Annotated in this window: 23 protein-coding genes, 1 tRNA gene and 1 other RNA gene; 10 read left to right on the top strand and 15 right to left on the bottom strand. The window is 74.5% G+C overall.

Annotated features, from left to right (window positions below):
- Positions 1-400: 400 nt before the first annotated feature.
- Entirely contained in the window at positions 401-2,992 is a 2,592-nt protein-coding gene (locus OMK64_RS16600; protein ID WP_272729466.1) for a rhamnogalacturonan lyase, read from the top strand.
- 164 nt (positions 2,993-3,156) lie between these two features.
- Entirely contained in the window at positions 3,157-3,672 is a 516-nt protein-coding gene (locus OMK64_RS16595; protein ID WP_272729465.1) for a hypothetical protein, read from the top strand.
- Here the strand turns inward: OMK64_RS16595 and OMK64_RS16590 are convergent.
- From OMK64_RS16590 to OMK64_RS16545, 10 genes are all read right to left on the bottom strand, one after another.
- Positions 3,662-4,003, bottom strand: a complete 342-nt coding sequence (locus OMK64_RS16590) for a UBP-type zinc finger domain-containing protein (protein WP_272729464.1) — start codon at positions 4,001-4,003, stop codon at positions 3,662-3,664. The genes OMK64_RS16595 and OMK64_RS16590 overlap by 11 nt on opposite strands.
- The gene (locus tag OMK64_RS16585) at positions 4,000-5,454 is read right to left on the bottom strand and encodes an ATP-binding protein (protein WP_272729463.1); all 1,455 of its coding nucleotides are present in this window, start codon (positions 5,452-5,454) and stop codon (positions 4,000-4,002) included. The genes OMK64_RS16590 and OMK64_RS16585 overlap by 4 nt, the downstream gene beginning before the upstream one ends.
- Positions 5,451-7,175: an FAD-dependent oxidoreductase gene (locus tag OMK64_RS16580; protein WP_272729462.1), complete on the bottom strand. Its 1,725-nt coding sequence runs from the start codon at positions 7,173-7,175 to the stop codon at positions 5,451-5,453. Before OMK64_RS16580 ends, OMK64_RS16585 begins: the two co-directional genes overlap by 4 nt.
- Before the next feature lie 109 nt (positions 7,176-7,284).
- Entirely contained in the window at positions 7,285-8,121 is an 837-nt protein-coding gene (locus OMK64_RS16575; protein WP_272729461.1) for a CPBP family intramembrane glutamic endopeptidase, read from the bottom strand.
- Positions 8,122-8,255: 134 nt separating this feature from the next.
- Positions 8,256-8,804 carry a PadR family transcriptional regulator gene (locus OMK64_RS16570; protein WP_272729460.1) on the bottom strand — a complete coding sequence of 183 codons (549 nt, stop codon included), beginning with the start codon at positions 8,802-8,804 and terminating at the stop codon, positions 8,256-8,258.
- A gap of 97 nt (positions 8,805-8,901) precedes the next feature.
- On the bottom strand, positions 8,902-9,135 hold the full coding sequence (locus OMK64_RS16565) for a FitA-like ribbon-helix-helix domain-containing protein (protein ID WP_272729459.1): 234 nt from the start codon (positions 9,133-9,135) through the stop codon (positions 8,902-8,904).
- Between the two features lie 37 nt (positions 9,136-9,172).
- Positions 9,173-10,267, bottom strand: coding sequence for a fatty acid desaturase family protein (locus tag OMK64_RS16560; RefSeq protein WP_272729458.1), 1,095 nt, complete (start codon positions 10,265-10,267; stop codon positions 9,173-9,175).
- Positions 10,268-10,562: 295 nt separating this feature from the next.
- Complete coding sequence (locus tag OMK64_RS16555; protein ID WP_272729457.1) at positions 10,563-11,033, bottom strand: SHOCT domain-containing protein; 471 nt, start codon at positions 11,031-11,033, stop codon at positions 10,563-10,565.
- A 109-nt stretch (positions 11,034-11,142) separates the two neighbouring features.
- The gene (locus OMK64_RS16550; protein WP_272729456.1) at positions 11,143-12,153 is read right to left on the bottom strand and encodes an RDD family protein; all 1,011 of its coding nucleotides are present in this window, start codon (positions 12,151-12,153) and stop codon (positions 11,143-11,145) included.
- Positions 12,154-12,285: 132 nt separating this feature from the next.
- A tRNA-Ser gene (locus tag OMK64_RS16545) sits at positions 12,286-12,370 on the bottom strand.
- Between the two features lie 111 nt (positions 12,371-12,481).
- Here OMK64_RS16545 and OMK64_RS16540 point away from each other — a divergent pair.
- Both OMK64_RS16540 and OMK64_RS16535 read left to right on the top strand, forming a co-directional pair.
- Positions 12,482-13,138: a GNAT family protein gene (locus tag OMK64_RS16540; protein ID WP_272729455.1), complete on the top strand. Its 657-nt coding sequence runs from the start codon at positions 12,482-12,484 to the stop codon at positions 13,136-13,138.
- Positions 13,139-13,203: 65 nt separating this feature from the next.
- A complete protein-coding gene (locus OMK64_RS16535) occupies positions 13,204-13,572 on the top strand; it encodes a VOC family protein (protein WP_272729454.1) in 369 nt (122 codons plus the stop codon).
- 66 nt (positions 13,573-13,638) lie between these two features.
- Here OMK64_RS16535 and sthA read toward each other — a convergent pair whose 3' ends face one another.
- Positions 13,639-15,111, bottom strand: a complete 1,473-nt coding sequence (sthA, locus tag OMK64_RS16530; RefSeq protein ID WP_272729453.1) for a Si-specific NAD(P)(+) transhydrogenase — start codon at positions 15,109-15,111, stop codon at positions 13,639-13,641.
- Between the two features lie 75 nt (positions 15,112-15,186).
- Between sthA and OMK64_RS16525 the strand changes: the two genes are divergently transcribed.
- Together OMK64_RS16525 and ffs are read left to right on the top strand one after the other, a co-directional pair.
- A complete protein-coding gene (locus tag OMK64_RS16525; RefSeq protein WP_272729452.1) occupies positions 15,187-15,909 on the top strand; it encodes an AAA family ATPase in 723 nt (240 codons plus the stop codon).
- A gap of 81 nt (positions 15,910-15,990) precedes the next feature.
- Positions 15,991-16,087: signal recognition particle sRNA small type (gene ffs, locus OMK64_RS16520), an RNA gene on the top strand.
- Positions 16,088-16,104: 17 nt separating this feature from the next.
- Here ffs and OMK64_RS16515 read toward each other — a convergent pair.
- Together OMK64_RS16515 and OMK64_RS16510 are read right to left on the bottom strand one after the other, a co-directional pair.
- Positions 16,105-16,236 carry a hypothetical protein gene (locus OMK64_RS16515; RefSeq protein WP_272729451.1) on the bottom strand — a complete coding sequence of 44 codons (132 nt, stop codon included), beginning with the start codon at positions 16,234-16,236 and terminating at the stop codon, positions 16,105-16,107.
- A 114-nt stretch (positions 16,237-16,350) separates the two neighbouring features.
- Positions 16,351-16,806: an Lrp/AsnC family transcriptional regulator gene (locus tag OMK64_RS16510; RefSeq protein ID WP_272729450.1), complete on the bottom strand. Its 456-nt coding sequence runs from the start codon at positions 16,804-16,806 to the stop codon at positions 16,351-16,353.
- A gap of 72 nt (positions 16,807-16,878) precedes the next feature.
- Here OMK64_RS16510 and OMK64_RS16505 point away from each other — a divergent pair, with 72 nt between their 5' ends.
- The 4 genes from OMK64_RS16505 (at position 16,879) to OMK64_RS16490 (ending at position 21,965) form a co-directional block, all read left to right on the top strand.
- Complete coding sequence (locus OMK64_RS16505; RefSeq protein ID WP_272729449.1) at positions 16,879-17,724, top strand: LysE family transporter; 846 nt, start codon at positions 16,879-16,881, stop codon at positions 17,722-17,724.
- Between the two features lie 98 nt (positions 17,725-17,822).
- Complete coding sequence (locus OMK64_RS16500; RefSeq protein WP_272729448.1) at positions 17,823-20,672, top strand: DNA polymerase III subunit gamma and tau; 2,850 nt, start codon at positions 17,823-17,825, stop codon at positions 20,670-20,672.
- Between the two features lie 72 nt (positions 20,673-20,744).
- Entirely contained in the window at positions 20,745-21,344 is a 600-nt protein-coding gene (gene recR / locus OMK64_RS16495; protein WP_272729447.1) for a recombination mediator RecR, read from the top strand.
- 42 nt (positions 21,345-21,386) lie between these two features.
- Positions 21,387-21,965 carry a DUF5063 domain-containing protein gene (locus tag OMK64_RS16490; RefSeq protein ID WP_168677595.1) on the top strand — a complete coding sequence of 193 codons (579 nt, stop codon included), beginning with the start codon at positions 21,387-21,389 and terminating at the stop codon, positions 21,963-21,965.
- A gap of 75 nt (positions 21,966-22,040) precedes the next feature.
- Here OMK64_RS16490 and OMK64_RS16485 read toward each other — a convergent pair whose 3' ends face one another.
- On the bottom strand, positions 22,041-23,162 hold the full coding sequence (locus OMK64_RS16485; RefSeq protein ID WP_272729446.1) for an ABC transporter permease: 1,122 nt from the start codon (positions 23,160-23,162) through the stop codon (positions 22,041-22,043).
- The coding region (locus OMK64_RS16480) for an ABC transporter ATP-binding protein (protein ID WP_272729445.1) at positions 23,159-24,047 on the bottom strand (889 nt) is incomplete at its 5' end. The genes OMK64_RS16480 and OMK64_RS16485, both read right to left, overlap by 4 nt.

Below are 24,047 nucleotides of genomic sequence, written 5' to 3'. Positions count from 1 at the left end.
GTCTGCTGCCGAGAGAGTCTCGAGAACGTGCTGCCGGGGTCGCCCCGCGGCGGTGATGGACAAGCGATGCACTGCGACTACGTGTTCACCGTACGGCACGCAGCGCCGTCGTGGGGGACGGGTGCGGGATGTGTGCACGACGGGCACGCGACGGGCACGTCGTCGGGCCGGTGCTCGACGGGCGCCCCCGACGGTCTTCCGGCGCAGGATGCGGGCGAATCTGCGGTGGACAGCGATTTCCGCAGGGTGGCGGCGCTCCCATCGTCAGTATCCGACGAATCCCTCGAGCGGGCTTCAACCGGGACGGACCGCCGGGGTACGGTCGCCGCAGGCCGAGGGCAAAGGCGCCCCGGCCGCTCTTGCCGTCCGGGGAGCCCTAGCGCTTTGAAAGGATTCAAGGATGAGTCGTCCCCGTCTCCACCGCCGCCTCGCGGCAGCCACCGGGACCGCAGCCCTGCTCGTCGGCTGCCTCGCCGTGCCGTCCGTCGCCGCCCCCGGGGTGCCCGCGACGGGTGCGCAGGGCGGGAGGCACGACGGGCCCGACCGCCTCACGCTCGAGCGGCTCGACCGCGGCCTCGTCGCCGCGACCACGGGCCAGGGCGTCTTCCTGTCGTGGCGGCTGCTCGCCCCCGAGGTCACGGGCGCGACCACCACCGGCCAGACCGGCCCCGACTTCGCCGTCTACCGCGACGGCATCAAGATCGCCACGGTCTCGGACTCCACGAACTACCTCGACGCCGCCGGGACCGCCGGGTCGCGCTACCGCGTCGCGGCCGTCGTCGACGGGGTCGAGGTCGACGGCGCCGACGCGACCCCGTGGGCGCAGGCGTCGGTCGACCTCCCGCTCAACAAACCCGCCGACGGGGTCACACCGGTCGGGGAGGCGTACACGTACTCCGCGAACGACATGAGCGTCGCGGACGTCGACGGCGACGGCGCGTACGAGTACGTCGTCAAGTGGGACCCGTCGAACTCCAAGGACGTCAGCCAGGTCGGGTACACGGGCAACGTGTACGTCGACGCGTACGAGCTCGACGGCACGCAGCTGTGGCGCATCGACCTCGGCGTGAACATCCGCGCCGGCGCGCACTACACCCAGTTCCCCGTCTACGACCTCGACGGCGACGGCAAGGCCGAGCTCATGATGAAGACGGCGCCGGGCTCGAAGATCACGACGTACCGTGCGGACGGCACCGTGGCGTCGGAGAAGTACGTCAGCATCCCGAAGGACGACCGCAAGGACGGCGTCACCGACACCGCCGACTACCGGCTCAGCAAGCAGGGGTACTACGAGCACGTCGTGGCGATGTTCCAGGGCTGGAGCACGCGCCCGGAGGTCACGTCAGGGCAGTGGCCCGCGACGCTCGAGGAGGCCTTCGGCATCGCGCCGCAGTACACCTACCCGCTGTCCGACGCCGACGCCCGCGCGCTCACCGACTACTTCATGGACGTCTACGCGCCGAGCCGCAGCGCGCGCAACGTCCTGCGGAACTTCGAGGGCTTCATCGTCGACGGTCCCGAGTACCTGACGGTCTTTGCGGGTGACACCGGCAAGGAGCTCCAGACGGTCGACTACAAGCCGGGCCGCGACGACGACGGCCTGCTGTGGGGCGACTACGCGATGGCCCGCATCGAGCCCGGCAACCGCGTCGACCGGTTCCTGTCCGGCGTCGGCTACTTCGACGGGACGACCCCGTCGGCGGTGTTCGCCCGTGGCTACTACACGCGCACGACCGTCGTCGCGTACGACTGGGACGGCAAGAAGCTGAAGGAGCGGTGGTACGTCGACTCCGGCCACGTGCCGCTGACCAACCCGTTCAACGACGGCCCGCACGGGCGCGACGGCACCGACCCCGAGTTCGGCACGATCACCACGCAGGGCTTCCACTCGCTGTCGGTCGCGGACGTCGACGCCGACGGTCGCCAGGAGCTCGTGTACGGGGCCGCGACGATCGACGACGACGGCTCGCTGCTCTACTCGTCGTTCGACACGCTGCCCGCCGGCAGCGCCGACCCCGGGGCGTCCGTCCGCCTCGGCCACGGCGACGCGATGCACGTGACCGACATCGACCCCGACCGCCCCGGCCTGGAGATCTTCACCGCGCACGAGGGCGCCACGTTCGCGCCCTATGGCATGGCGATGCGCGACGCCGCGACCGGCGAGGTCCTGTTCGGCGTCTACTCCGGCCGCGACACCGGCCGGTCGATGGTCGGTGACGTCCTGCCCGGGACCCGTGGCCTGGAGGCGTGGGCGTCCCTGCCCGGCGGCTCGAGCTCCCTCGGCCTGTACTCGGCCGCGGGCGTCCTGACCCCCGGCCCGATCCCCGGCACCAACCAGTCGATCCGGTGGGCCGCCGACGGCACGACGCAGATCGTGAACGGGTCGGGCGACCAGGACGTCACGATCGACGACTGGACCCGCGGACGCCTGCTCACCGCGACCGGCACGCGTGCCAACAACGGCACCAAGGGCAACCCGTCGCTCGTCGCCGACGTCCTCGGCGACTGGCGGGAGGAGCTCCTGGTCCGCACCGCCGACTCGTCCGCGATCCGGCTGTTCGTGTCCACCGAGGTGACGAGCCACAAGCTCGCGACCCTCATGCACGACCCGCAGTACCGCGCCGAGGTCGCGCGCCAGCAGACGACGTACAACCAGCCGTCGTACCCGGGCTTCTACCTCGCGTCCGACACCGACTACACGCAGGTGCCGGTCGCGGACCTCTGGGCGCCGGGCAGCATCGACGCCCTGGGGACCGCCGTGCAGGCACGGATCGACGCCCGTGAGATCCGCGGACCCGTCGCCGCCGTGCTGCTCGCCGCCGTCAAGGCGGCCGACGTGGCGGCCGACCACGGCAACGAGAGGGTCGCCGTCAAGTCGCTCGAGGCGTTCGTCACGGCCCTGACGCCGCGGTCGCGGGTCTCGACGGTCTCCGACGACGCCCGCGTCGCGCTGACGCACCAGGCCGAGCAGGTCGTCGCGATGCTCGACTGACCGACCCACCCCGCCGGCACCCACCGCCGGCGACGCCGCCGGACCTCCTCCTCCCGGTGGCCCGAGCGCCCGGGACCCCCGACCAGGTCCCGGGCGCTCGGTCGTCCAGGTGACATCGCGCGGACCGCGCCCGGGCGACGGCGTCCCGCACCTAGGCTCCGCGCGTGGACCCCCTGCTCCCGCCGCCCGACGACCCCGCGATCCCCGTGCGGGTCTGGACGTCCGACGCCGGGTATCCGGCCCGGGTGGTGTCCGTGCTCCAGCGGCGGATGCTCCGGTCGCGCGCCGGGTGGGGCTTGCTGCTCGGTCTGCTGCTGGTCGTCGGTGGGTCCTCGCTCGTGCTCGACAGCCGGCCCCTGGCCACGCTGCTCTGGCTCGTCCCCGTCGCCCTCGCCGTGCCGCTCGGCCGCTACCGGATGCGTCGGCAGGTGGCCCGGATGATCCCCGCGGGCACGACGTTCCGCGCGGCCCTCACGCCCGACGGGATCTGGATGCAGGGACCGCTCGGCACGGCCCTCACGTCGTACGCGGCCTACCGCGACGTGGTCCTCTGCTCCGACGTGGTGGTCGTCGTCCAGCGGCACGGTCGACGGCAGGTCGCCTACCCCGCGGGGCTCTTCCCCGGCGCGGACCTGGACCTGCTGCGCGCGCGCGTCGCTGCCGCCCGGGTCAGTGGATGAGGTCGCGCCAGTTCTCGGGCACGCGGTCGCGCGGCGCCGGAGGGCGCTGCGCGTCCGGGCGGGCCTGGGGCGGGGCGAGCGGCGGGCCGTCGACGGGCACGCCGTCGGCGTAGTCCCACCACCAGTCCTCGCCGGGCTCGAACGAGCGCATGTACCGGTGGCCCGTGTCGCGCCAGTGCGCGGTCGCGTGCTGCGCGGGGGACGTGTCGCAGCAGCCGACGTGCCCGCAGTGCGCGCAACGACGCAGGTGCACCCACCACCCGCCGTCGGCCTCGCACTCGGCGCAGCCGGTGCCGCTCGGCGGGACGGTGGGGTCGATGTCGATGCTCACGAGGCCTCCGGGGCGGTGTAGGGGAGCCGGACGACGAAGCGGGTGTCGCCCGGCTGGGACGTCACGCGCAGGTCGCCGTGGTGCTTGCCGACGACGATGCGCCACGAGATGTCGAGGCCGAGGCCGGTGCCGGACCCCACGGGCTTGGTCGTGAAGAACGGCTCGAAGACGCGGTCGACGATCTCGGGCGGGATGCCGGGCCCGCTGTCGGCGATCTCGACCTCGAGCCAGTCCTCGACGCGCCGGGTGGTGATCGTGAGCTTGCGCTGGTCCGGCGGCATCTCGGCGAGCGCCTGGCGGGCGTTGTCGATGAGGTTCGTCCAGACCTGGTTGAGCTCGGCGCCGTGCACCAGCACGGGCGGCAGCGACCGGTCGTAGTGCCGGACGACGTCGACGCCCTTGAGCTTGGCGTCGAGCATCGTCAGGGTGCTGTCGAGCAGGACGTGGACGTCGGCCTCCTGCTGCGCGGCGCGGCCGATCTGCGAGTACTGCTTCGCGGCCTCGACGAGCGTGGAGATGCGGGTCGTCGCGTCCTCGACCTCGTTCATCAGCAGCTCGGTCTCGAGCGTGTAGCCGAGCCAGTGCGCGGCACCCGCGACGACGTTCTCCGGGACGCCGCCGACGTGGTCCTCGAGCCACTGCGGGTCGATGCCGGCCTCGACGAACGAGTGCGCCATCTCGCTGTTGTCGCCGACACCGTGGTCGTCGAGCCAGTCCGCGACGTCATCCTCACGGTCCGACGTCTCGAGCGCCGACAGCGGCGGGCGCCCGCGGGCCTCCTCCAGCGCGGCGACGGCCTTCTCCTGCAGCTCGATGATCTGCACGAGCTCGTCGCGGTCGTACGCGCCCGACGCGACGAGCGCGAGCTTGCTGCGCATCCGGGCCACGCGTTCGCGCAGGGTCGCGGTCGCGCGGGTGGCAGCCGACGCCGGGTTGTTGAGCTCGTGCGTGAGGCCCGCCGAGAGCGCGCCCAGCGCGAGCAGGCGTTCCCGCTGTGCCGTCGCCGTCTGCATGCTCTTCTGCCCGAAGAACAGGCCCTCCAGCAGGTGCATCGCCATGGGGAACCACGTGTGCATGACCTCGGAGAAGTCCGCGGCGGGCAGCACGTAGAACCGCGACGGCGTCAGCACGCGCAGCGAGTGCAGGTAGCTGCGCGCCTCCTGCTGCTGCAGGTACGCGTGCCACGCACCCGCGTAGACGCCGACCTGCGACGTGCGGCTGATCTCGACGTCGTCGGTGCCGACCCGCCGGTACAGCGCGAGCGACCCGTCGAGCAGCACGTAGAACGCGTCGGCGGGTTCGCCCTCGCGGAACACGAAGCCGGGCTCCTGCCGCTCGACGTGCCCGCGCGAGCACAGGAACAGCAGCTGCTCGTCGTCGAGCTTGTCGAACAGGAAGAGCGTGCGGAGCTCCGCGATGTCGCAGGGCAGGCGTTCGGGTGTCGTCGTCACAGCTGCTCCAGGTACCGGTGGACGAGCATGACCGCCATCGCTCCCTCGCCCACGGCGGACGCGACGCGCTTGGCCGACTCGGCGCGGGCGTCGCCCGCGACGAACACCCCCGGTCGGCTGGTCTCCAGGTGGTAGGGCGGGCGGTCGAGCGGCCAGCCGCTCGGCGGTCGGCCCTCGTCGAGCAGGTCGGGCCCGGCCAGCACGAAGCCGCGCTCGTCGCGCGCGACCGTCCCGTCGAGCCAGTCGGTGCGCGGGACGGCGCCGATGAAGACGAAGAGGTGGCTCGTCGGCACCTCCTCCTTCTCGCCCGTCGTCGAGTCGCGCAGCACGAGCCGCTCCAGGTGCTCGTCGCCGATCGCCTCGACGACCTCGCAGCACGTGCGCACGTGCACCTTGGGGTTCGCCGCGATCTGCTCGATCAGGTAGTGCGACATCGACGCGGACAGGCCCTCGCCGCGCACGACGAGCGTGACCGACCGCGCCGTGCGGGACAGGTGCATCGCCGACTGCCCCGCGGAGTTGGCCCCGCCGACGATGTAGACGTCCTGGTCGGTGCACGCCGGCGCCTCGGTGAGCGCCGACCCGTAGTAGACGCCGCGCCCGGTGAGCGCCGCGAGGCCCGGACCGTCGAGCTCCCGGTACGACACGCCGTTCGCGAGCAGGACGGTGTGCGCCCCGACGACGTTCCCGTCGCCCAGCCGCACGTGCCGCGCCGCGCCGTTGACCTCGAGCGAGACGACGTCCGCCGCGAGCACGATCTCCGCGCCGAACCGCAGCGCCTGCCGCCGCGCCCGCTCGGTGAGCTGCGCGCCCGAGACGCCGTCGGGGAAGCCCAGGTAGTTCTCGATGCGCGAGCTCTGGCCCGCCTGACCGCCGGTGGCCACACGTTCGATCAGGGCCGTGCGCAGGCCCTCCGACGCGCCGTACAGCGCCGCCGACAGTCCCGCCGGACCACCGCCCACGACCACGAGGTCGTAGAAGTCCGTCGCGGGCGACGTCGAGAGGCCCACGCGGGCGGCCAGCGTCGCGTCGTCCGGCGCCCGCAGCGGCTCGCCCTCGGGCGTCACGACGAGCGGCACCGCCGACTCGTCCGCGCCCGCCGCCTCCAGCAGCCGGCGCCCCTCGGGCGAGTCCGACGAGAACCACCGGTACGACACCTGGTTGCGGGCCAGGAACTCCCGCACCTCCGACGACCGCGCCGACCAGCGGTGCCCCACGACCTTCGCCTGCGGCACGGGCGGCGGTGCGCTCGCGGCCCACGCGTCGAGCTGCGCGTCGATGACCGGGTACAGCTTCTCCTCGGGCGGCGACCACGGCTTGAGCAGGTAGTGGTCGAGGTCGACGACGTTGACCGCGTCGATGGCCGCCTCCGTGTCCGCGTACGCGGTCAGGAGGACCCGCCTGGCCTGCGGGAACAGGTCCATCGCCTGCTCCAGGAACTCGATGCCCGTCATCCCCGGCATCCGGTGGTCCGCGAGCAGCACCGCGACCTGCTCGCCGCGCAGCTTGAGCTCGCGCAGCGCCTCGAGCGCCGCGTCGCCCGACTCGGCGCGCACGATCCGGTAGCCCGCGCCGTAGCGGCGGCGCAGGTCGCGGGCGACGGCCCGGGAGACGGCGGGGTCGTCGTCGACGGACAGCAGGGCGGGGCGCGGGGCGGTGTCCTCGGCGGCGGTCTCCGCACGGTCGGGGTGGGTGGTGAGGGCCGGGGTGCTCGACGTCACCTGGGCATCGTGCCTCGCGATCGGCCCGCTGTCAGCGGTCTGGTGTGATCCCGTCGTCGACCCCGCCGTCGCTCCGGCTCTCCGAGGCGCCGGGCGGACAGCGGATCCGTCAGTCGTCCGCGCCCCAGCGGCGCCAGACGACCACCGCCGTCAGGACCAGCAGCGGGAGGACGACGAGGGACTCCGGCCGCGCCGCGAAGGCCAGCGGGCTGTCGATGCGGACGACGCCCGCGTCGAGCAGTGCGAACGCGACCGCGTTGGCGACGCCGTGCTCGACGACCGCCGGCCACACGCTGCCCGTCCGGGCGCGCATGACGCCGAGCACGACGGCCATCGCGAGGACCGCGACCGTGAACAGCGGGATCTGCAGCGCGAGCGGCACGTCGGTGTACGCGGACCCCATCGCGAGGATGTACGGCACGTGCCAGACGGCCCAGAGCGCGCCGACGGCGAGGTGCCGTCGCAGGCCGCGGACACCGAGCGCCTGGAGCCGCGGCTCCAGGTAGCCGCGCCAGCCCCACTCCTCGAACAGCGCGAACAGCGTGCGCGCCACCAGGCCGGTCGCGACGAGCGTCGCGAACAGGGACACCCCGCCGTCGCCCGCGTGCACGCGGCCCGTCAGGGCACCGATCGCGAGGGCCACCGCGCTCGCGGCGGGGAGCCAGAGGGCGCCGAACACGTACCAGCCGCGCTCGCGGCCGATCCCGAGCCCGGCGTCGGCCCAGCCGTCGCGGCCGAGCGTGCGCAGTGCGATCGCCATGAGGATCGGGCTCAGGACGAACAGCAGCGCGCCGGGGCTCGTCGCCTTGTCCTGCGCGCCGGCGAGGGCGAGCGCGCCGAGGACGGAGAGCACCATGACCCCGACGGCGTAGATCGTGACGTTGCGCCAGGACGCGGGGCGGGGTGTGCGGGTGCGGACGGGGCGGGTGGCGGTGGACGTGGACATGGCGGCTCTCCTCGTGCGGGCGGAGGTGTGCGGGATCGGTCGAGCCCGACACCGCTGCCGTTCAGGGGTCAGGAACGGCAGCCGTGTCGGTGTCGACTCGGGTTCGGTGGTGCGGTGCCGGGACCGGCGTGTGGTCAGGCGCCGTCGAGCTCGGTGAGCAGGTCCTCCACCCAGGTGAGCTCGGCGCGGGCGTGGACCAGGCCGTTGGCGAGCGTGGCGAGCCGCAGGCGGACGGGCAGCGGGACGTCGCCGCCCGCCTGCGCGAGGGCCTGGTCGTTGAGGTGACGCGTGTGCTCGAGGACGGCGACGAGCTCGCGGGCCTCGGCGGCGCGCTCGTGCAGGACCGCGCGCGCCTGCTCGACGCCGAGGCGCCCGACGAAGAACAGGCGGACGAGGAAAGACTCGCGCGACGGCACGTACTCGACGGGGGAGGCGAGCCAGCGGTCGAGCTCGGCCTCGCCCGAGGGCGTGATGGAGTGCTCGCGCCGGTCGGGGCGGCCCTCCTGCGGGATGGTGCGGACGTCGACGAGACCGTCGGCGGCCAGCACGGTGAGCGTGCGGTAGATCTGCGCCTGGTCGGCCGGCCAGAAGTGCGCGACCGACTCCTCCATGTGCTTGCGCAGGTCGTAGCCCGTCATCGGTGCGACCGAGAGGAACCCGAGCACGGCGTGCTTCAGCGACATGTCCCGACCATAGATGACCGGTCCTATATAAGACAAGTCATCTATTCGCCGATGCTGGCGTCTTCTGCGTCACGGGCGGCCCCGGGCGCGCGTGCGTTCACCGTCGGTCGGCGTCGAGGTCGCGGACGACGCGCACCGCGTCGAGCGGCGGGAACGCGCGGGCGCGAGCACGGATCCCGGGGAGGGCGTCAGACACCGTCGGGCGGGCGGCGAGCTCGACGAGGCGTTCTCGCAGGTATCCGTCGAGCGACAGGCCGTCGCGTGCGGCGCGAGCGGCGAGCGCGTCTCGAACCGCCTCCGGGACGTCGTGCACGGTGATCGTCACGGCCATGCCGGCGCGGTATCGACGCCCGGAGGCCCGTGGGTCGTCAGGCGCGGTAGGCGGCCGTGATCGGGCACGCGAACAGGTCGCGGTCCGGGCGGCCGACGGTGTTGAGGTGGTCGACGATCATCCGGTACGAGCGCACGAGCGACACCTGCGCGTACGGGATCCCGCGAGCCTCGCAGTAGGCGCGGACGATCGGCTGCGCCCGCCGCAGCGTCGCGCGGGGCATCGACGGGAACAGGTGGTGCTCGACCTGGTGGTTCAGCCCGCCCATGAGGACATCGACCCAGCGGCCGCCCCGGATGTTGCGGCTGGTCAGCACCTGGCGACGCAGGAAGTCGACGCGTGCGTCCTTGGGCAGCAGCGGCATGCCCTTGTGGTTCGGCGCGAACGACGCGCCCATGTAGAAGCCGAACAGCCCGAGCTGGACGACGGCGACCACGAGCGCCTTGAGCGGCGACATCGTCGCGAGCATCAGGGCGGGGGCTCCGATCAGCCGGACGGACAGCAGCGCGATCTCGACCCCGCGACGCTCGAGCGGCTCGCGCGACAGGACCCGCCGCACCGCGGCGACGTGCAGCGCGACGCCCTCGAGCAGCAGCAGCGGGAAGAAGAAGAACCCCTGCCGCGCCAGGTACCACCGCGACCACGCCGACTCGCGGCTCGCGATCTGCTCGGGCGTGAACGACAGGACCTTCATGTCGATGTCCGGGTCGGTCCCGACCTTGTTCGGGTTGGCGTGGTGCCGCGTGTGCTTGTGGTGCCACCAGCCGTAGGACAGGCCGACGAACAGGTTGGCCAGGATCAGGCTGGTCCACGTGTTCGCACGGCCCGACGCGAAGATCTGCCGGTGCGCGGCGTCGTGACCGAGGAACGCGACCTGCGTGAGGACGACGGCCGCGACGACCGCGACCGCGACCTGCCACCACGAGTCGCCGACCAGCACGACGGCGACGACGAGGCCGATCATCGCGACGCACGCACCCGAGAGGCGGGCCGCGTAGTGGCCCGGGCGGCGGGCCATGAGGCCGGCGGCCTGCACGGCGTGCGCCAGCTCGGTGAAGTCGCTGACCGCGCGCCGGCGAGAGCCGGCGGAGCCGTCGACGGGTGCGGGGTGGGGGAAGGCGGTCGTGCTCATCGGGCTGTCCGTCCAGTCGGGTCCGGGCGCGGACGCGGCGAGGCGCGAGGCGACGGAGTCTCGTGCATGCGTCGCCGGATCGCCTTGGCTCGACTGATACGACGAGGCCCCGGCGCGGTCCGTTGCCGGGGCCTGTGCTGCGATGTCCCTTCCACGGTACGTCAGAGACGCTTCTCGCGTGCGGTGAACCGCGACCGGTCATGCTCGCGGGTGAGTCCGTCGCACGCAGGTCGCTGGCCAGGCACGACGGCGTGCCGGCACCCGCGCGCGGCTCGTGCCGTCGTGGCGTCCGGGCTCAGCCGTCGGACAGCAGGCGCGCCTTCGCCGCCTCGAACTCCGCGTCCGACAGGTGGCCCGCGGCACGCAGCGACCCCAGGCGCTCGAGCCGCTCCACCAGGTCGCCCTCGCCCTCCGGGCCGGGGCTGGCGGGCGACGACGCCTCGGGCGTCTCGGGCTGTGCCGTCACGATGGAGAACGGCCGCTTCGCCGCCGCCGCCTCCTCCTCGCGCTTCTCCTCGAACGCGTGGTAGCCCTCGCGGGCGGCGTCGACGGCGCCCTTGCCCGCGACGACCGCACCGTTCGCGAGCGCGACGCCGGTCTCCGCGGCGATCGCGACGACCTCGCCGCTGCGCGTCGTCAGCATCGACTTCGTCTCGTCGCTCACGGGGAGGAAGCCGATGCCCTTGGCCAGCCCGCGGTGCACGTCCCGGGCGAACCCGTGCCGCTGCAGCCGGGCGTCGAGGTTCGAGCGCGTCTCGTCGGTCATGTCGCCTCCGTCGTCGTCCGCGGTCGGAGCCCGCGGGTGCGTGCGGTCGTCCGCGTCAATGTAGGCCACGGTGCGACGGGTCGGCGCGTCCGGGTGCTCCCGGCTCACGTCACCGGTCGACGCGCGGCGACGCGGGTGGCTCGGACCCGTCGGAACCGAAGCCCATCCCGCACAGCGTCTCGGACGAGCCGCCCGTCTCCGCTGCGACCTCGAGCATCGCGCCGTCCCCCGCGTCGTCGACGACGCTGCGCGGGATCAGGAGCTCCGGCACCTGCGTCACGTCGTCGGTCCACGCGGCACCGTCGTGGAAGTCCACGGTCGCGTGCCAGGTCACGTCGTCGCCGCGTCCCACCAGTGCGACGGCGAGCGTCGTGCCGTCCGTCGGGGCGCCCGCGGCAGGTGTCCACGACAGGACGACGGGCGGCTGCGCGGGCGACAGGCGGCGGATCCCGAGCCGCGTCACCCACACGTCGCCGGGCTCGCGCGCCGACAACGTCGCGATCCCCGAGGCGTGGTCGGCCGGGAGCGTGCACGAGACGGCCGTCTCGCCGCTCTCGGTGACCGAGGGAGCGAGCACCAGCGCCCCGACGGTGACGGTCGCGACGCCGACGACGATCGGCACGGGCACGTCCACCCGGGCGCGCACCACGACGGTCCGGACGACGGAGTCCGCGAACGTCTGGCGTCGGGCGTGCCACAGCGGCCGCAGCCACCCGACCAGCAGGATCCAGTCGAGCACGTGCAGCACGTCGCGCACCACCGTCACGGGCAGCCCCGCGGGCGCCCCGTCGCGTTCCCGCACCACGCGGACGCCCACCATCGCCTTGCCGGGCGTCATCCCGGTGAACGACTGGAGCACGAGCAGCACGACGACCGCGCCGCACGTCCACCACGAGAACCGCCCGTCCGGCTCGATCTCGGGCACCCCCGACAGCGGCAGCGACGGCACCGGGCGGAACGGCACGGGCGCGAACGACCCCGTGGCGAGCCACGCGACGGCCGCCACCAGCAGACCGTCCGCGACCGACGCGACCGCCCGCCGCCACCACTGCGCGTACCGGGGCGACGGCGTCCCGTCCGGCTCGGTGGCCACCGTGGCCGGCGTCTCGGTCGTCGTCATGCGCGGATCGTCCCACCGGGAGGGCGTCGCGCGGGCCCGTTCGGGGTGTGGACCGTCGACGGGCGCCGCGTGCCGCGTGCGGGACGACGAAAGGCCCGCGCTGCACGGTGTCAGCTCGGGCCCTTCGGGCGGCGGAGGATGGGGGATTCGAACCCCCGAGGGCTTTCACCCAACACGCTTTCCAAGCGTGCGCCATAGGCCACTAGGCGAATCCTCCAGGCGGGCCCAGGGTACTCGACCCGACCGCGATCTCCGAAACGGGCGACGGGGACGGGGTCGGGCGGCCACGATGGGTGTCGGTCGAGGACGCGGCGACGAGGAGGGCGCGATGGTGCTGGCGCAGGACGCTGACGACGACGTGGCCACGGTCGAGGGGGTGCGCATCCGCCGGGCTCGTCCGGCGGACCTCGCGGCGACGCGGACGGTGCTCGCGCGGGCGCTCGCGCACGACCCGCTCATGGACTGGATCTTCGGCCTGCGGGCGGACCGGTCGGCGGCGGTCGCGGCCTTCCTGTGGGGCGCGATCGAGGAGTACGTGCTCGCCGGCAACGCGTGGCTCGCGGTCGACGACCGCCGGGCCGTGGGTGCGGCGGCGTGGCGCGTGCCGGGCACGGAGCCCGCGGGCGCGGACGGCGGTCCGGCGCTGCCCGGGCCGTCGACCCTCGGGCTGCTGCTGCCCGCGGACCGCGTCGTGCTGGTGCGGGAGGGGTTCGCGGCCATGCACGACCTGCTCCCCGACGAGCCGCATGCGCTCCTGCACTTCCTGGGCGTCGACGCCGACCGGCGGGGGTACGGGCTCGGTGCGGCGCCGGTCGAGGCCGGGCTCGCGGGCGTCCCGGACCACCTGCCGGCGCACGTCAACACGACGCTCGAGAGCAACGTCGCGTTCTACGTGGCGCGCGGCTTCACGCACGTCGGCGGGGTGCGGCTCGGACCCCGCGGACCGCTCATGCACGGGCTGCGGCGGCCCGCCCGTCGCCCCTAGTCTGGCGGCGTCCGGCCCGGCGCGGACGGCGGCGGGCGACGAGCGCGACGAGCGGAGCGACGGCCATGGCGCACGGCGACATCACGCACCTCGACATCCCCGCGGACGACCTGGAGCGGGCGACGGCGTTCTACCGGACGGTGTTCGGCTGGGACGTCAAGGAGTTCCCCGGGTTCGAGGGGTACCCGATGTGGCAGGCCCCGAACAAGATCAGCGGGGGCGGGTTCGGGCCGCGCGGCGGTGACCTGCAGGTCCCGCGGTCGACGATCGAGGTCGACTCGATCGACGCCGCGCTCGCGGCGGTCGAGGCGAACGGCGGCAGGGTCGTGCGCGGCAAGGAGGAGATCACGCCGACGAGCTGGTGGGCGGTGTTCGAGGACTCCGAGGGCAACCAGCTCGGGCTGTACGAGGGCACCACGGGCGACCAGGCCTGACGCCCTGCCGAGCGCCCGCCGGCGGCCCGCCCGCGTGCGCGACGGTGCCGGGTCCCGACGGGCCGCTCAGACCTCGCCGAACCGCGCGACCGCGCGGATCTTGTTGGTCGCGTCGAGCGCCGCGACCTTGTACGCCTCGGACAGCGTCGGGTAGTTGAGGACGGTGTCGACGAGGTAGTCGATCGTGCCGCCGCACGCCATGATCGCCTGCCCGATGTGCACGAGGTCCGTCGCGGACGTCCCGAAGATGTGGACGCCGAGCAGCTCGCGGGTGTCGGTGTGGACGAGCAGCTTGAGCATCCCGTACGAGTCGCCGACGATCTGCCCGCGCGCGAGCTCGCGGTACCGCGCGACGCCCACCTCGTAGGGCACGGAGTCGCGCGTCAGCTCGTCCTCCGTGCGACCGCAATAGGAGATCTCGGGGATCGTGTAGATGCCGATGGGCTGCACGGACGCGAGCTCGCGCGCGGGCTCGTCGAACGCCCGGTACGCGGCGAGCCGGCCCTGGTCCATCGACGTGGCCGCGAGCGCGGGGAACCCGATGACGTCGCCGACGGCGAAGATGTGCGGCACCTTCGTGCGGTAGTCGCCGTCGACGACGATGCGCCCGCGCCTGTCCGCCTCGAGCCCGGCGGCCTCGAGATGCAGGGCGGCCGTCTGCCCCTGCCGGCCCGCGGAGTACATGACGGTGTCGGCGGCGATCTTCTTGCCCGACGCGAGCCGCGTGACCGTGCCGCGCGGACCGGTGTCGACCCCGGCGACCTCCTCGCCGAGCCGGAACGACACCGACAGGTCGCGCAGGTGGAACTTGAGCGACTCGACGACCTCGGGGTCGCACATCTCGAGGATCGTGGGTCGCTTGTCGACGATCGTCACGCGCGTGCCGAGCGCGGCGAACATCGACGCGTACTCGATGCCGATGATCCCGGCGCCGACGACGACCATGGACCCGGGCACCCGGTCGAGCGCGAGGACGCCGTCGGAGTCGACGACGGTCCGCTCGTCGAACTGCACGGTGTCGGGGCGGTGCGGCCGCGAGCCGGTCGCGATCACGAGGAACCGGCCCGAGAACCGGGTGCGCCGCCCGTCGTCGTCGGTGACCTCGACGGTGTGCGGGTCGACGAACGCCGCGGCGCCCGCGTGCAGGTCGACGTGGTTGCGCAGCAGCTGCGCCCGGACGACCTCGATCTCGCGCCCGATGACGTGCTGCGTGCGGGCGAACAGGTCCTCGATCGTGATGTCGCTCTTGACGCGGTAGCTCGCGCCGTACACGTCGCGCTGCGCCATGCCGGTCAGGTAGAGCACGGCCTCCCGCAGCGTCTTCGACGGGATCGTGCCGGTGTTGACGGAGACGCCGCCCATCATGTGCCGCCGCTCGACGACCGCGACGCGGTGCCCGAGCTTCGCGGCCGCGATCGCCGCCTTCTGGCCGCCCGGCCCGGAGCCGACGGCGACGAGGTCGTAGTCGTACCGCTCCGCCCCCGGCGCGGGCGGGGGAGCGGGCTCGGCCGCGGGTCCGGGGATGCCGTCGCTGCTCACCCCACCGAGTGTGGCCCGGTCGACCGCCGCGCACACCCGCTGGACGGCCGCCCGCCCGCCCGGTACACCTGCGGCGTGAGCCTCGACCGTCCGCTGCCCGTGCGACGCGTGCAGCCGTCGGGCGCGCCCGACGACGAGGACGCCCCCTGGTATGCCCGCATCCCCGCGGTGCGGCAGGTGATGGAGGAGGGCTGGGACCTCGACCCGGTGACGATCCTCGTCGGGGAGAACGGTGCCGGGAAGTCGACGCTCGTCGAGGCGCTCGCCCTGAGCCGCGACATGGGACCCGAGGGCGGGTCGATCGGGTCCGCGCACTCGACGCGCCCGTCGGAGGCGGAGCTGCGGTTCCGGCTCGAGCGCGACGTCGGCGCCGGGCGGTTCGGCTTCTTCCTCCGCGCCGAGACGATGCACTCCTTCTACACGTACCTCGAGGAGAACCCGGGCACGCGCCCGGAGCCGCGGTTCCACGAGATGTCGCACGGCGAGTCGTTCCTGTCGCTCGTCGGCGACCGCATGTTCAAGCCGGGCCTGTACCTGCTCGACGAGCCCGAGGCGGCGCTGTCGTTCACCGGCTGCCTCGCGCTCCTCGCGCACCTGCACGACCTCGCCCGGTCCCCCGGGTCGCAGGTCGTCCTGTCGACGCACTCGCCGATCCTCGCAGCCCTGCCCGGCGCGACGATCTGGGAGGTCGGCGAGTGGGGGATGCGGCGGTGCGCGTGGGAGGAGCTGGACCTCGTGCTGCGGTGGCAGGGGTTCCTCGACGACCCGCGGCGCTACCTGCGGCACGTCCTGGACTGACGGCGGCCGCGGGGCCGCTCGGTGGCCGGTGGGGGGTGGGGGCCGTGCGCGAGCGCGTCCCGACGTCCGTTAGGCTGGTGGGCAGACCCCTCGTGCGGCGTCATCTCGCTGAACCCCCCCAGGGCCGGAAGGCAGCAAGGGCAGGTGAGCTCTGGCGGGTGTGCGAGGGGTCCTTCACGTCCCCGGGCGGTCGGGTCACGCCTCGGGGGACGAGCGCTCCCGTCGCGTCCACTGCGCGAGGTGGGAGCCGGCGGCGGCGACCACGACGAGCGCGAGGACGAAGCCCGCGGCGCCCAGCACCAGGACGGTCGTGTGCCAGAACGTCATCCCCTGCTGCCTCTCCCGCGTCGTGAGCCGTCGTCGAACCTATCGACGGGCGCGCGCCGCTCGACAGGGACGGACGTCCCGCGGGCGGGGTGAACCCGTGGGGACGACGGCGCGTCATCCGGGCTCGGGGTCGCGCAGGGCGAGGCGCGTGAACGTCTGCGCGGCGCCCGCCTCGCGCTTGAGGCGCCGGACGAGGCGGTCGAGCGACGCGGGGTCCGCGACGAGGGCGTGCAGCAGGTAGTCGTACGAGCCGGTCACGTGCACCGCGTCGAGCACCTGCGGGAAGCCGGGCGCGCGACGCAGCGCCGTCTGGAAGTCCTCGTTCGTCGTCTCGGACGCCAGGCGGACCTCGATGAAGACCTCGAGCCCGCCGACGGGCGCACCGGCCGGTCCGCGGCCGGTGAGGATCGTGAAGCCGCGGATGGTGCCGTCGTCGACCAGACGGCGCACGCGCGCGGCGGCCGCGTTGGCGGAGAGGCCGACGCGGGCGCCGAGCTCGCGGAACGGCAACCGCGCATCCGCGGTCAGCTCCCGGAGGATCGCGTCGTCGATGACGTCCACGGCGCACATCCTCGCAGTCCAACGGCGACGTGCGCAGCGGACCGTCGACGCGCACCGCACGACGGGACGATCCTGGTCCGCGTGGACGTGACCTCCGCCCTGCTGCTCGGCGCGCTCGCCGGGCTCGCCGTCGCCGTGCCCGTCGGGCCGATCGGGGTGCTGCTGCTGCGGGAGGGCGTCGTGCACGGGACCCGCGTCGCGATCGGCGCCGGGCTGGGCGTCGCGACCGTCGACCTGCTCTACGCGACCGTCGCCGTCGCCGCCGGGGCGCCCGTCGGGCGGGTCGTCGCGCAGCACGAGGACGTCGTGCGGTGGGTGACGGCCGCGGTGCTCGTCGTCGTCGCGGCGGGAGCGCTGCGTGCGTGGTGGCGTGACCGGGCGGCACGCGTCGACGGCGCAGCGCGGCCGACCGACATCGCGCCGACCGCGCGCACGTCGACGACGGAGGCCGCAGCTCCGGTCCTGGAGCACGGGTCGGCCGTGCCTCTCGTGGCCTCGTCCGTCGGGACTCCGGGCGGCGCGAGCACCGCGGCCGACGTCGACCGGCCCGGCCCCCGGAGCGGTACCGCCGCGCAGGGCGAACCGCCGATGGCGACGTCGTCCCGGGCGTGGGTCACGCGACCGACCCCCGCAGCGGCGTACGTGCGGTTCGTCGGGCTGACCATCGTGAACCCCGCGACGCTGCTGATCTTCGCGACGGTCGCCGTCGGTCTCGCGGCGCGGCTCGGAGCGGACGGGTCGTCGGTGCTCGTCGCGGGCGCGCTGTTCGTGGCGGGTGCGGGGCTCGCGTCGGCGGCGTGGCAGACGGTCCTCGGCGTGGTGTCGGGTGCGCTCGGGCGGGTCGTCGGGGAGCGGGGGCGGTCGTGGGCGTCGCCGGTCGGGGCGGTCGTCGTGCTGGTCCTCGCGGGCGTCGTGCTGCTCGGCTGACCGGACCGCCGGAGGCGGGTCGCCGGCGTCGCCCCGCGTCCGTGCAGGCCGGGGGACGGGCGCTCCCGCGCGTGGGTGGGGGCGTCTAGGGTTCTCGCGTGACGACAGCCCTGTACCGCCGCTACCGGCCCGAGAACTTCGCCGAGGTCATCGGTCAGGACCACGTCACCGCACCCCTGCGGCAGGCGCTGCGCAGCGGCCAGGTCAACCACGCGTACCTGTTCAGCGGCCCGCGCGGCTGCGGCAAGACGACGTCGGCCCGCATCCTCGCGCGCATCCTCAACTGCGAGACCAACACCGAGGCCAGCCCGACGGACACCCCGTGCGGCACGTGCCCGTCGTGCGTCGAGCTCGCGCGCGGCGGCCCGGGGAGCCTCGACGTGGTCGAGATCGACGCGGCCAGCCACGGCGGCGTCGACGACGCCCGCGAGCTGCGCGAGCGCGCGACGTTCGCGCCCGCGCGCGACCGGTTCAAGGTCTTCATCCTCGACGAGGCCCACATGGTCACGCCGCAGGGCTTCAACGCGCTGCTCAAGATCGTCGAGGAGCCCCCGCCGCACATCAAGTTCATCTTCGCGACGACCGAGCCGGACAAGGTCATCGGCACGATCCGCTCGCGCACGCACCACTACCCGTTCCGCCTCGTCCCGCCGGACGTGCTGGTGCCGTACCTCGAGCAGCTCTGCGCGAGCGAGGGCGTGCCGGTCGGGTCGGGCGTGCTGCCGCTCGTCGTGCGCGCGGGCGGCGGCTCGGTGCGCGACACGCTCTCGGTGCTCGACCAGCTCATCGCCGGCTCCGGCGAGGGCGGTCTCGACTACGACGACGCCGCCGCGCTGCTCGGCTACACCCCGGCCGCGCTCCTCGACGACCTCGTCGAGGCGATCGCCGCACGCGACGGCGGGTCCGCGTTCCGCGTCGTCGAGCGCGTGATCACGACCGGCCACGAGCCCCGCCGCTTCGTCGAGGACCTCCTCGAGCGCCTGCGCGACCTCATCGTCATCGCCGCGTCCGGCGACGCCGCCGCGGCCGCCCTGCGCGACGTGCCCGCCGACCAGCTCGCCCGCATGCGCCTGCAGGCCCAGCACCTCGGCGCGTCCGAGCTCTCGCGGTCCGCCGACCTCGCGAACGCCGCGCTCACGGAGATGACGGGCGCGACCTCGCCGCGCCTGCACCTCGAGCTGCTCATGGCCCGGCTGCTGCTGCCCGCCGCCGACGACACGCGCTCGGGTCTCGGCGCGCGCCTCGACCGGCTCGAGCGCGGGCTCCCCGCCGACGGCGCCGCGTTCGCGTCCGCCCGTCTGGTCGGTCCCGGCGACGCGGAGACGCCCGCAGTGCCCGTCGCGCGCCCCGACGACGCGCCCGCGCCCACCCCCGGCGGTGCCCGTGGTGCCGCCGCGGTGCGGGAGGCGCTCGCGAACCGCGGCGCCGCCGCGCCGACGTCGGGCACCGGTCGCTCGACCGACCAGGCCGCGCCCGCGTCCGCGGGTCGCCCGACCGACCAGGACGCTCCCGCACCTGCCGGTCGCCCGACCGACCAGGCCGCTCCCGTCGCCGTGCCCGCGTCGGCCAGCGCGCCCGCGGCCGAGGAGCCGCGTCCGTCGGCCGAGGACGACACATGGCCCGACGTGCAGGTGCCCGCCGGGCCGACCGGGTCGGCACCTGCGTCGCCCGTGGGTGCAGCGGGTTCGACCGTGGCCGCGGACGCCCCGACGACGACCCCTGCCGGCTCGACCGGTGGGGACCGCTCGGGGAGCCCCGCGGACGACCAGCCCGGTGCGGACGACGCGACGACCCCCGCCACGGAGGAGACCGGTCCCGACGACGCGACCGCTGTGCCCCCGGACCTGGCGGCGGCCGCATCGCCGTCTGCCGAGACCCCCGGCCTGTCGGAGGACCAGGAGCCGGCCGAGGAGGCGGCACGGCCTCCCGCCGAGGCGTCTGCGGACCGTCCCTCGACCCAGCCCGAGCCGGTCACGGGGCATGGCGAGCCCGTCACCGCGCCCACGGAGGCACCCGCGCCCGCCGAGACACCCCCACCCGCGAGCCTCGCCCCGGCCACCGCCGCGGCCGGCGGGTCGCGGGACACGGAGGTGCTGCGTCGCCGCTGGCCCGAGGTGCTCGAGACGGTCAAGGGGCTGCGGCGCGTCACGTGGGCGCTCGTCGACCCGCGCAACGCGCAGGTCGCGGAGCTCGACGCGACGACGCTGCGGCTGTCGTTCACGACCCCGCAGCTCGCGGCGACGTTCCGCAACGGTGCGCACGCCGACGTGGTCGCCCGCGCGGTGCGCGAGACGCTCGGCTTCGACGTCCGCGTCGAGGGGATCCTCGGCGAGCCCGGGTCCGGGCCGGCGAACGGGGGCGGACGTCCGTCCGGTCCCGGTCCGTCGGCTGCGCCGTCCTCAGGTCCCGCGCCGACGGGCGGGTCGCCTGCCGAGGGCTCTCGCGGCGGTGCGACGTCGGGACCTGCTGCCGCCCCTCGTGCGGGAGCGCCCGCCGGCCCTGGAGGTGCCGAGCGCGACGGCGGAGCGGCGTCCGGTGCCGGACCGGGCGGACCGTCGAGCGCCGGCGCCCCTGGCACTGCGTCCGGGACGGCGACGGCTGTCGCGACGGCGCCCGCCCCGGTGCCCGTGCCGCGCGGTGTCGTGAGCGCCGCCGAGGCTGCGGCCTCGTGGGACGACGACGCCCCGCTCGCCGAGCCCCCGGACGACGACCCCGGCGAGCCCGGCCTGCCGGAGCCCCCGCCGGACGTGCCCCCGTCCGCGCGCGAGCGCGGGATGGCGGCGGCCGCGCGCGAGTCGGCGGCGCGGTCTGCTGCCCGGCACGAGGTCGACGAGCCGTCGCCCGACGACCCGGACATCACCTCGTCGTCGCTGGTCGGCGCCCCGCTCGTCGCCCAGCTCCTGGGCGGCACGGTCATCGACGAGCAGTTCGACGACCCCCAGGGCTGACGCCCGCCGTGCGCGGCGACGCGTGACCTGCGGCACCACGGGGTCGCGCCCGCCACACCGTAGGCTGGGTGCGTGTACGAGGGCGCGGTCCAGGACCTGATCGACGAGCTCGGGCGGCTGCCCGGCGTCGGTCCCAAGAGCGCCCAGCGCATCGCGTTCCACATCCTCGCGGCGGACCCGGCGGACGTGCGGCGGCTGTCGGACGCGCTCGTCGAGGTCAAGCGACGGGTCCGGTTCTGCGAGATCTGCGGCAACGTCGCGCAGGAGGACCAGTGCCGCATCTGCCGAGACCCGCGCCGGTCGCCCACGACGCTGTGCGTCGTCGAGGAGCCCAAGGACGTCGTCGCGATCGAGCGGACCCGCGAGTTCCGCGGGAGGTACCACGTGCTCGGCGGGGCCATCAACCCGATCGCGGGCGTCGGCCCGGACGACCTGCGCATCGCGCAGCTCATGACCCGGCTGGCCGACGGCACGGTGACCGAGGTGATCCTCGCGACGGACCCGAACGTCGAGGGCGAGGCGACGGCGACGTACCTGGCGCGCCTGCTCGTGCCGATGGGGCTGACCGTGAGCCGGCTCGCGTCGGGTCTGCCCGTCGGCGGGGACCTGGAGTACGCGGACGAGGTCACGCTCGGGCGTGCGTTCGAGGGACGACGGCGCATCAGCGCCTGACGCGGCCCGGCGACGGGACGCGACGACGGGGAGGGTGGTCCGATGGACACGGTGAAGGCGACGACGGCGGACGCCGACCTGCTGGAGCTGGCGCGTGCGGTCGCGGACGAGTCCCGCAGCTACCTGACGACGGTGACGGAGGTCGCGGCGGGCACGACCCCGGAGGCGACGCTGCCGCTGCTGCTGCTCGCGGTGTCCGACGTGCTCGCGGTGGGCGCGCGGCTGGGTGCGACGACGGACGTCGTCCCGGCGGAGCGGTTCGAGCCGGACCGCGGCCCGGACCCGGACGTCGACCCGCTGCGCGCGGCGCTCGCGAACGTGTTCGAGGGCATCGACGAGTACGCCGAGGTCGTCGACCCGCTGGTGACGCCCGAGCTCGAGCAGTCGTCGGTGTCGGGCGACCTCGTCGCGATCGCGCAGGCGCTCGCGCAGGGGCTGCGGCACTACGAGGCGGGCTCGGTGACCGAGGCCCTGTGGTGGTGGCAGTTCTCGTACCTGTCGGACTGGGGCGAGCGCGCGTCGGGCCTGCTGCGCGTCATCCAGACGATGCTCGCGCACCTGCGTCTGGACGTGGACGACGACGTCGCCGCCGAGGCGGAGTACGACGCGCTCCAGTCCTGACGGACGTGGCCTTACGCGCGCCTGCCTGACACCCGTCCCCCGCCCGTCGAGGACGATCGCCGGACGGGGGTCCGGTCAGGCGACGCGGGTGCCGCGGGCCAGCTGGTGCTGCGGGACGCGGAGGCGGCGGACGGCGACGGCGAAGCCTGCGGCGCCGAGCAGGAGGTGGAGCGCGAGGCCGAACGGCCACACGGGCGTGGTGTTGTGGCTCGCCGTCGAGTCGGCCGGGCTGGCGTCGTCGATCCAGCACCAGTCCACGACTGCGGGCGGGCCGTCGCGAAGGTCGCGGACGCCCTCGCGGATCGCCCCGAGCGGCTCCGACGGCGGCACGGTCGTGTCGGTCGTCGCAGGGACGGCGTCGGCGACGACCACGAAGGGGTTCGCGCCGAGCAGCCACCACGTGCGCTCGGTGTGCGACACCGACGACTCCTGCGTGAACTCCTCGCACTGCATGAGGTCGGCCTCGACGCCCTGCGGCGGCACACCGTAGACCCGCACGTCCTCCGTGGTCGTGACGACCGGCAGCGTCAGGCCGAAGAGCATCGGTGTGAAGACGGTGAGCGCGGCGACGGTGACGAACGTGAGGACGGTCGACCCGGCTGTGCGCGACACGAGCGCCGACCAGCCGAGGCCCATCCCGCAGACGGTCGCGAGCAGGACCGCGACGAGCAGCAGCACGGCCAGGAGCGACGTCGGCGGCGTGTCGCCGAGGAACAGGGTGAGCACGAGGAACGGGACGCTCGCGACGAGGAACGCGCACGCGGCGGCCCATGCGGCGAGCAGCTTGCCGGCGGCGATCTCGGCGGGCGTCAGCAGCGTGACCTGCAGCGTCGCCAGCGTCCCGGCGGCGCGGTCGCCGTTGATCGCGGTCGACGTGAGCGTCGGCGTGACGAGGAGCCCGAGCCCGAGGACGAGCATCGTGACGGCGCCGAACGCGATCGCGCCGCGTTCCAGACCCTGCTCGTCGATCATCCCGATCGCGCCGGTGACGAGGAACGTGAGGGCGCCGACGACCAGGAACCAGACGACGAGTGCGACGACCCAGCGGGTGGACCGCACCCGCTGACGCAGCTCGAGCGCGGCGACGGTCCGCACGCCGTGCCAGGTGAGCCCCCAGGTCGCGGAGCGGCGGCCCGACGGGACGGGCGGTGGGGTCGTGGCGGCGTCGTCGTCGAGGTCGACGGGCGTGACGCTCATCGGCGCTCCTCCTCGAGGTCCAGGTAGGCCTGCTCGAGCCGGCCGACGACGGGGGCGAACGACGTGACGTCGACCCCCGCGGTCACGGCGGCGCGCAGGACGCGGGCGGCGTCGGCGTCGTCGGTGACGTCGACCAGGACCCCGGAGGGCCGGTCGGGCGCGGTCTCGACGGTCGGACCGTCGGGTCGCCAGGTGACGCCGGCGGTCGCGAGCCAGGCGGCGAGCGGGCCGGCCGCGAGCGTCTTGAGGTGGAACGGGCGGGTGGACGTCGGGGCGGCGTCGGCGGACCACGAGTCGACGACGGTGCGGCCCTTCGACAGGAAGACCGCGTCGTCGGCCATCTCCTCGAGCTCGGACAGGACGTGGCTCGACACGAGGATCGTGCGGCCCTCGTCCGCGAGGCGACGCAGGAGCAGCCGCAGGTCGACGCGCGAGCGAGGGTCGAGGCCGCTCGCGGGCTCGTCGAGGAGCAGCACGTGCGGGTCGTGCACGAGCGCCCGCGCGAGCCCCAGCCGCTGCTTCTGCCCGCGCGACAGGACGCTCGCGGGCCGGTCGGCGAACTCCGACAGGTGCACGGTCGCGAGCAGCTCGTCGACGCGCTCGTCGGCCCGCGCCTTCGGGAGCCGGTACGCCGCCGCGAACGTCCCGAGCACCTCGCGTGCGGTGAGCGAGTCCCACGTGCCGAACGCGTCGGGCATCCAGCCGGTGCGGGCACGGGCGGCGGGTCCGTCCGCGACGGGGTCGTGACCGGCGACGAGCACGCGCCCCTCGTCGGGGACGAGCAGGCCGGCGAGCACGAGCAGGAGCGTCGTCTTGCCCGAGCCGTTCGGTCCGACGAGTGCCGTGACCGCACCGGCCCGGGCGCGCAGGTCGACACCGTCGAGC

Origin of the sequence: Cellulomonas fimi (assembly GCF_028527925.1) — a bacterium.
GTDB classification, from domain to species: domain Bacteria; phylum Actinomycetota; class Actinomycetes; order Actinomycetales; family Cellulomonadaceae; genus Cellulomonas; species Cellulomonas fimi_C.
Note: the sequence above shows the minus strand (reverse complement) of the source record. Positions and strands in the feature narration are given on the sequence as shown.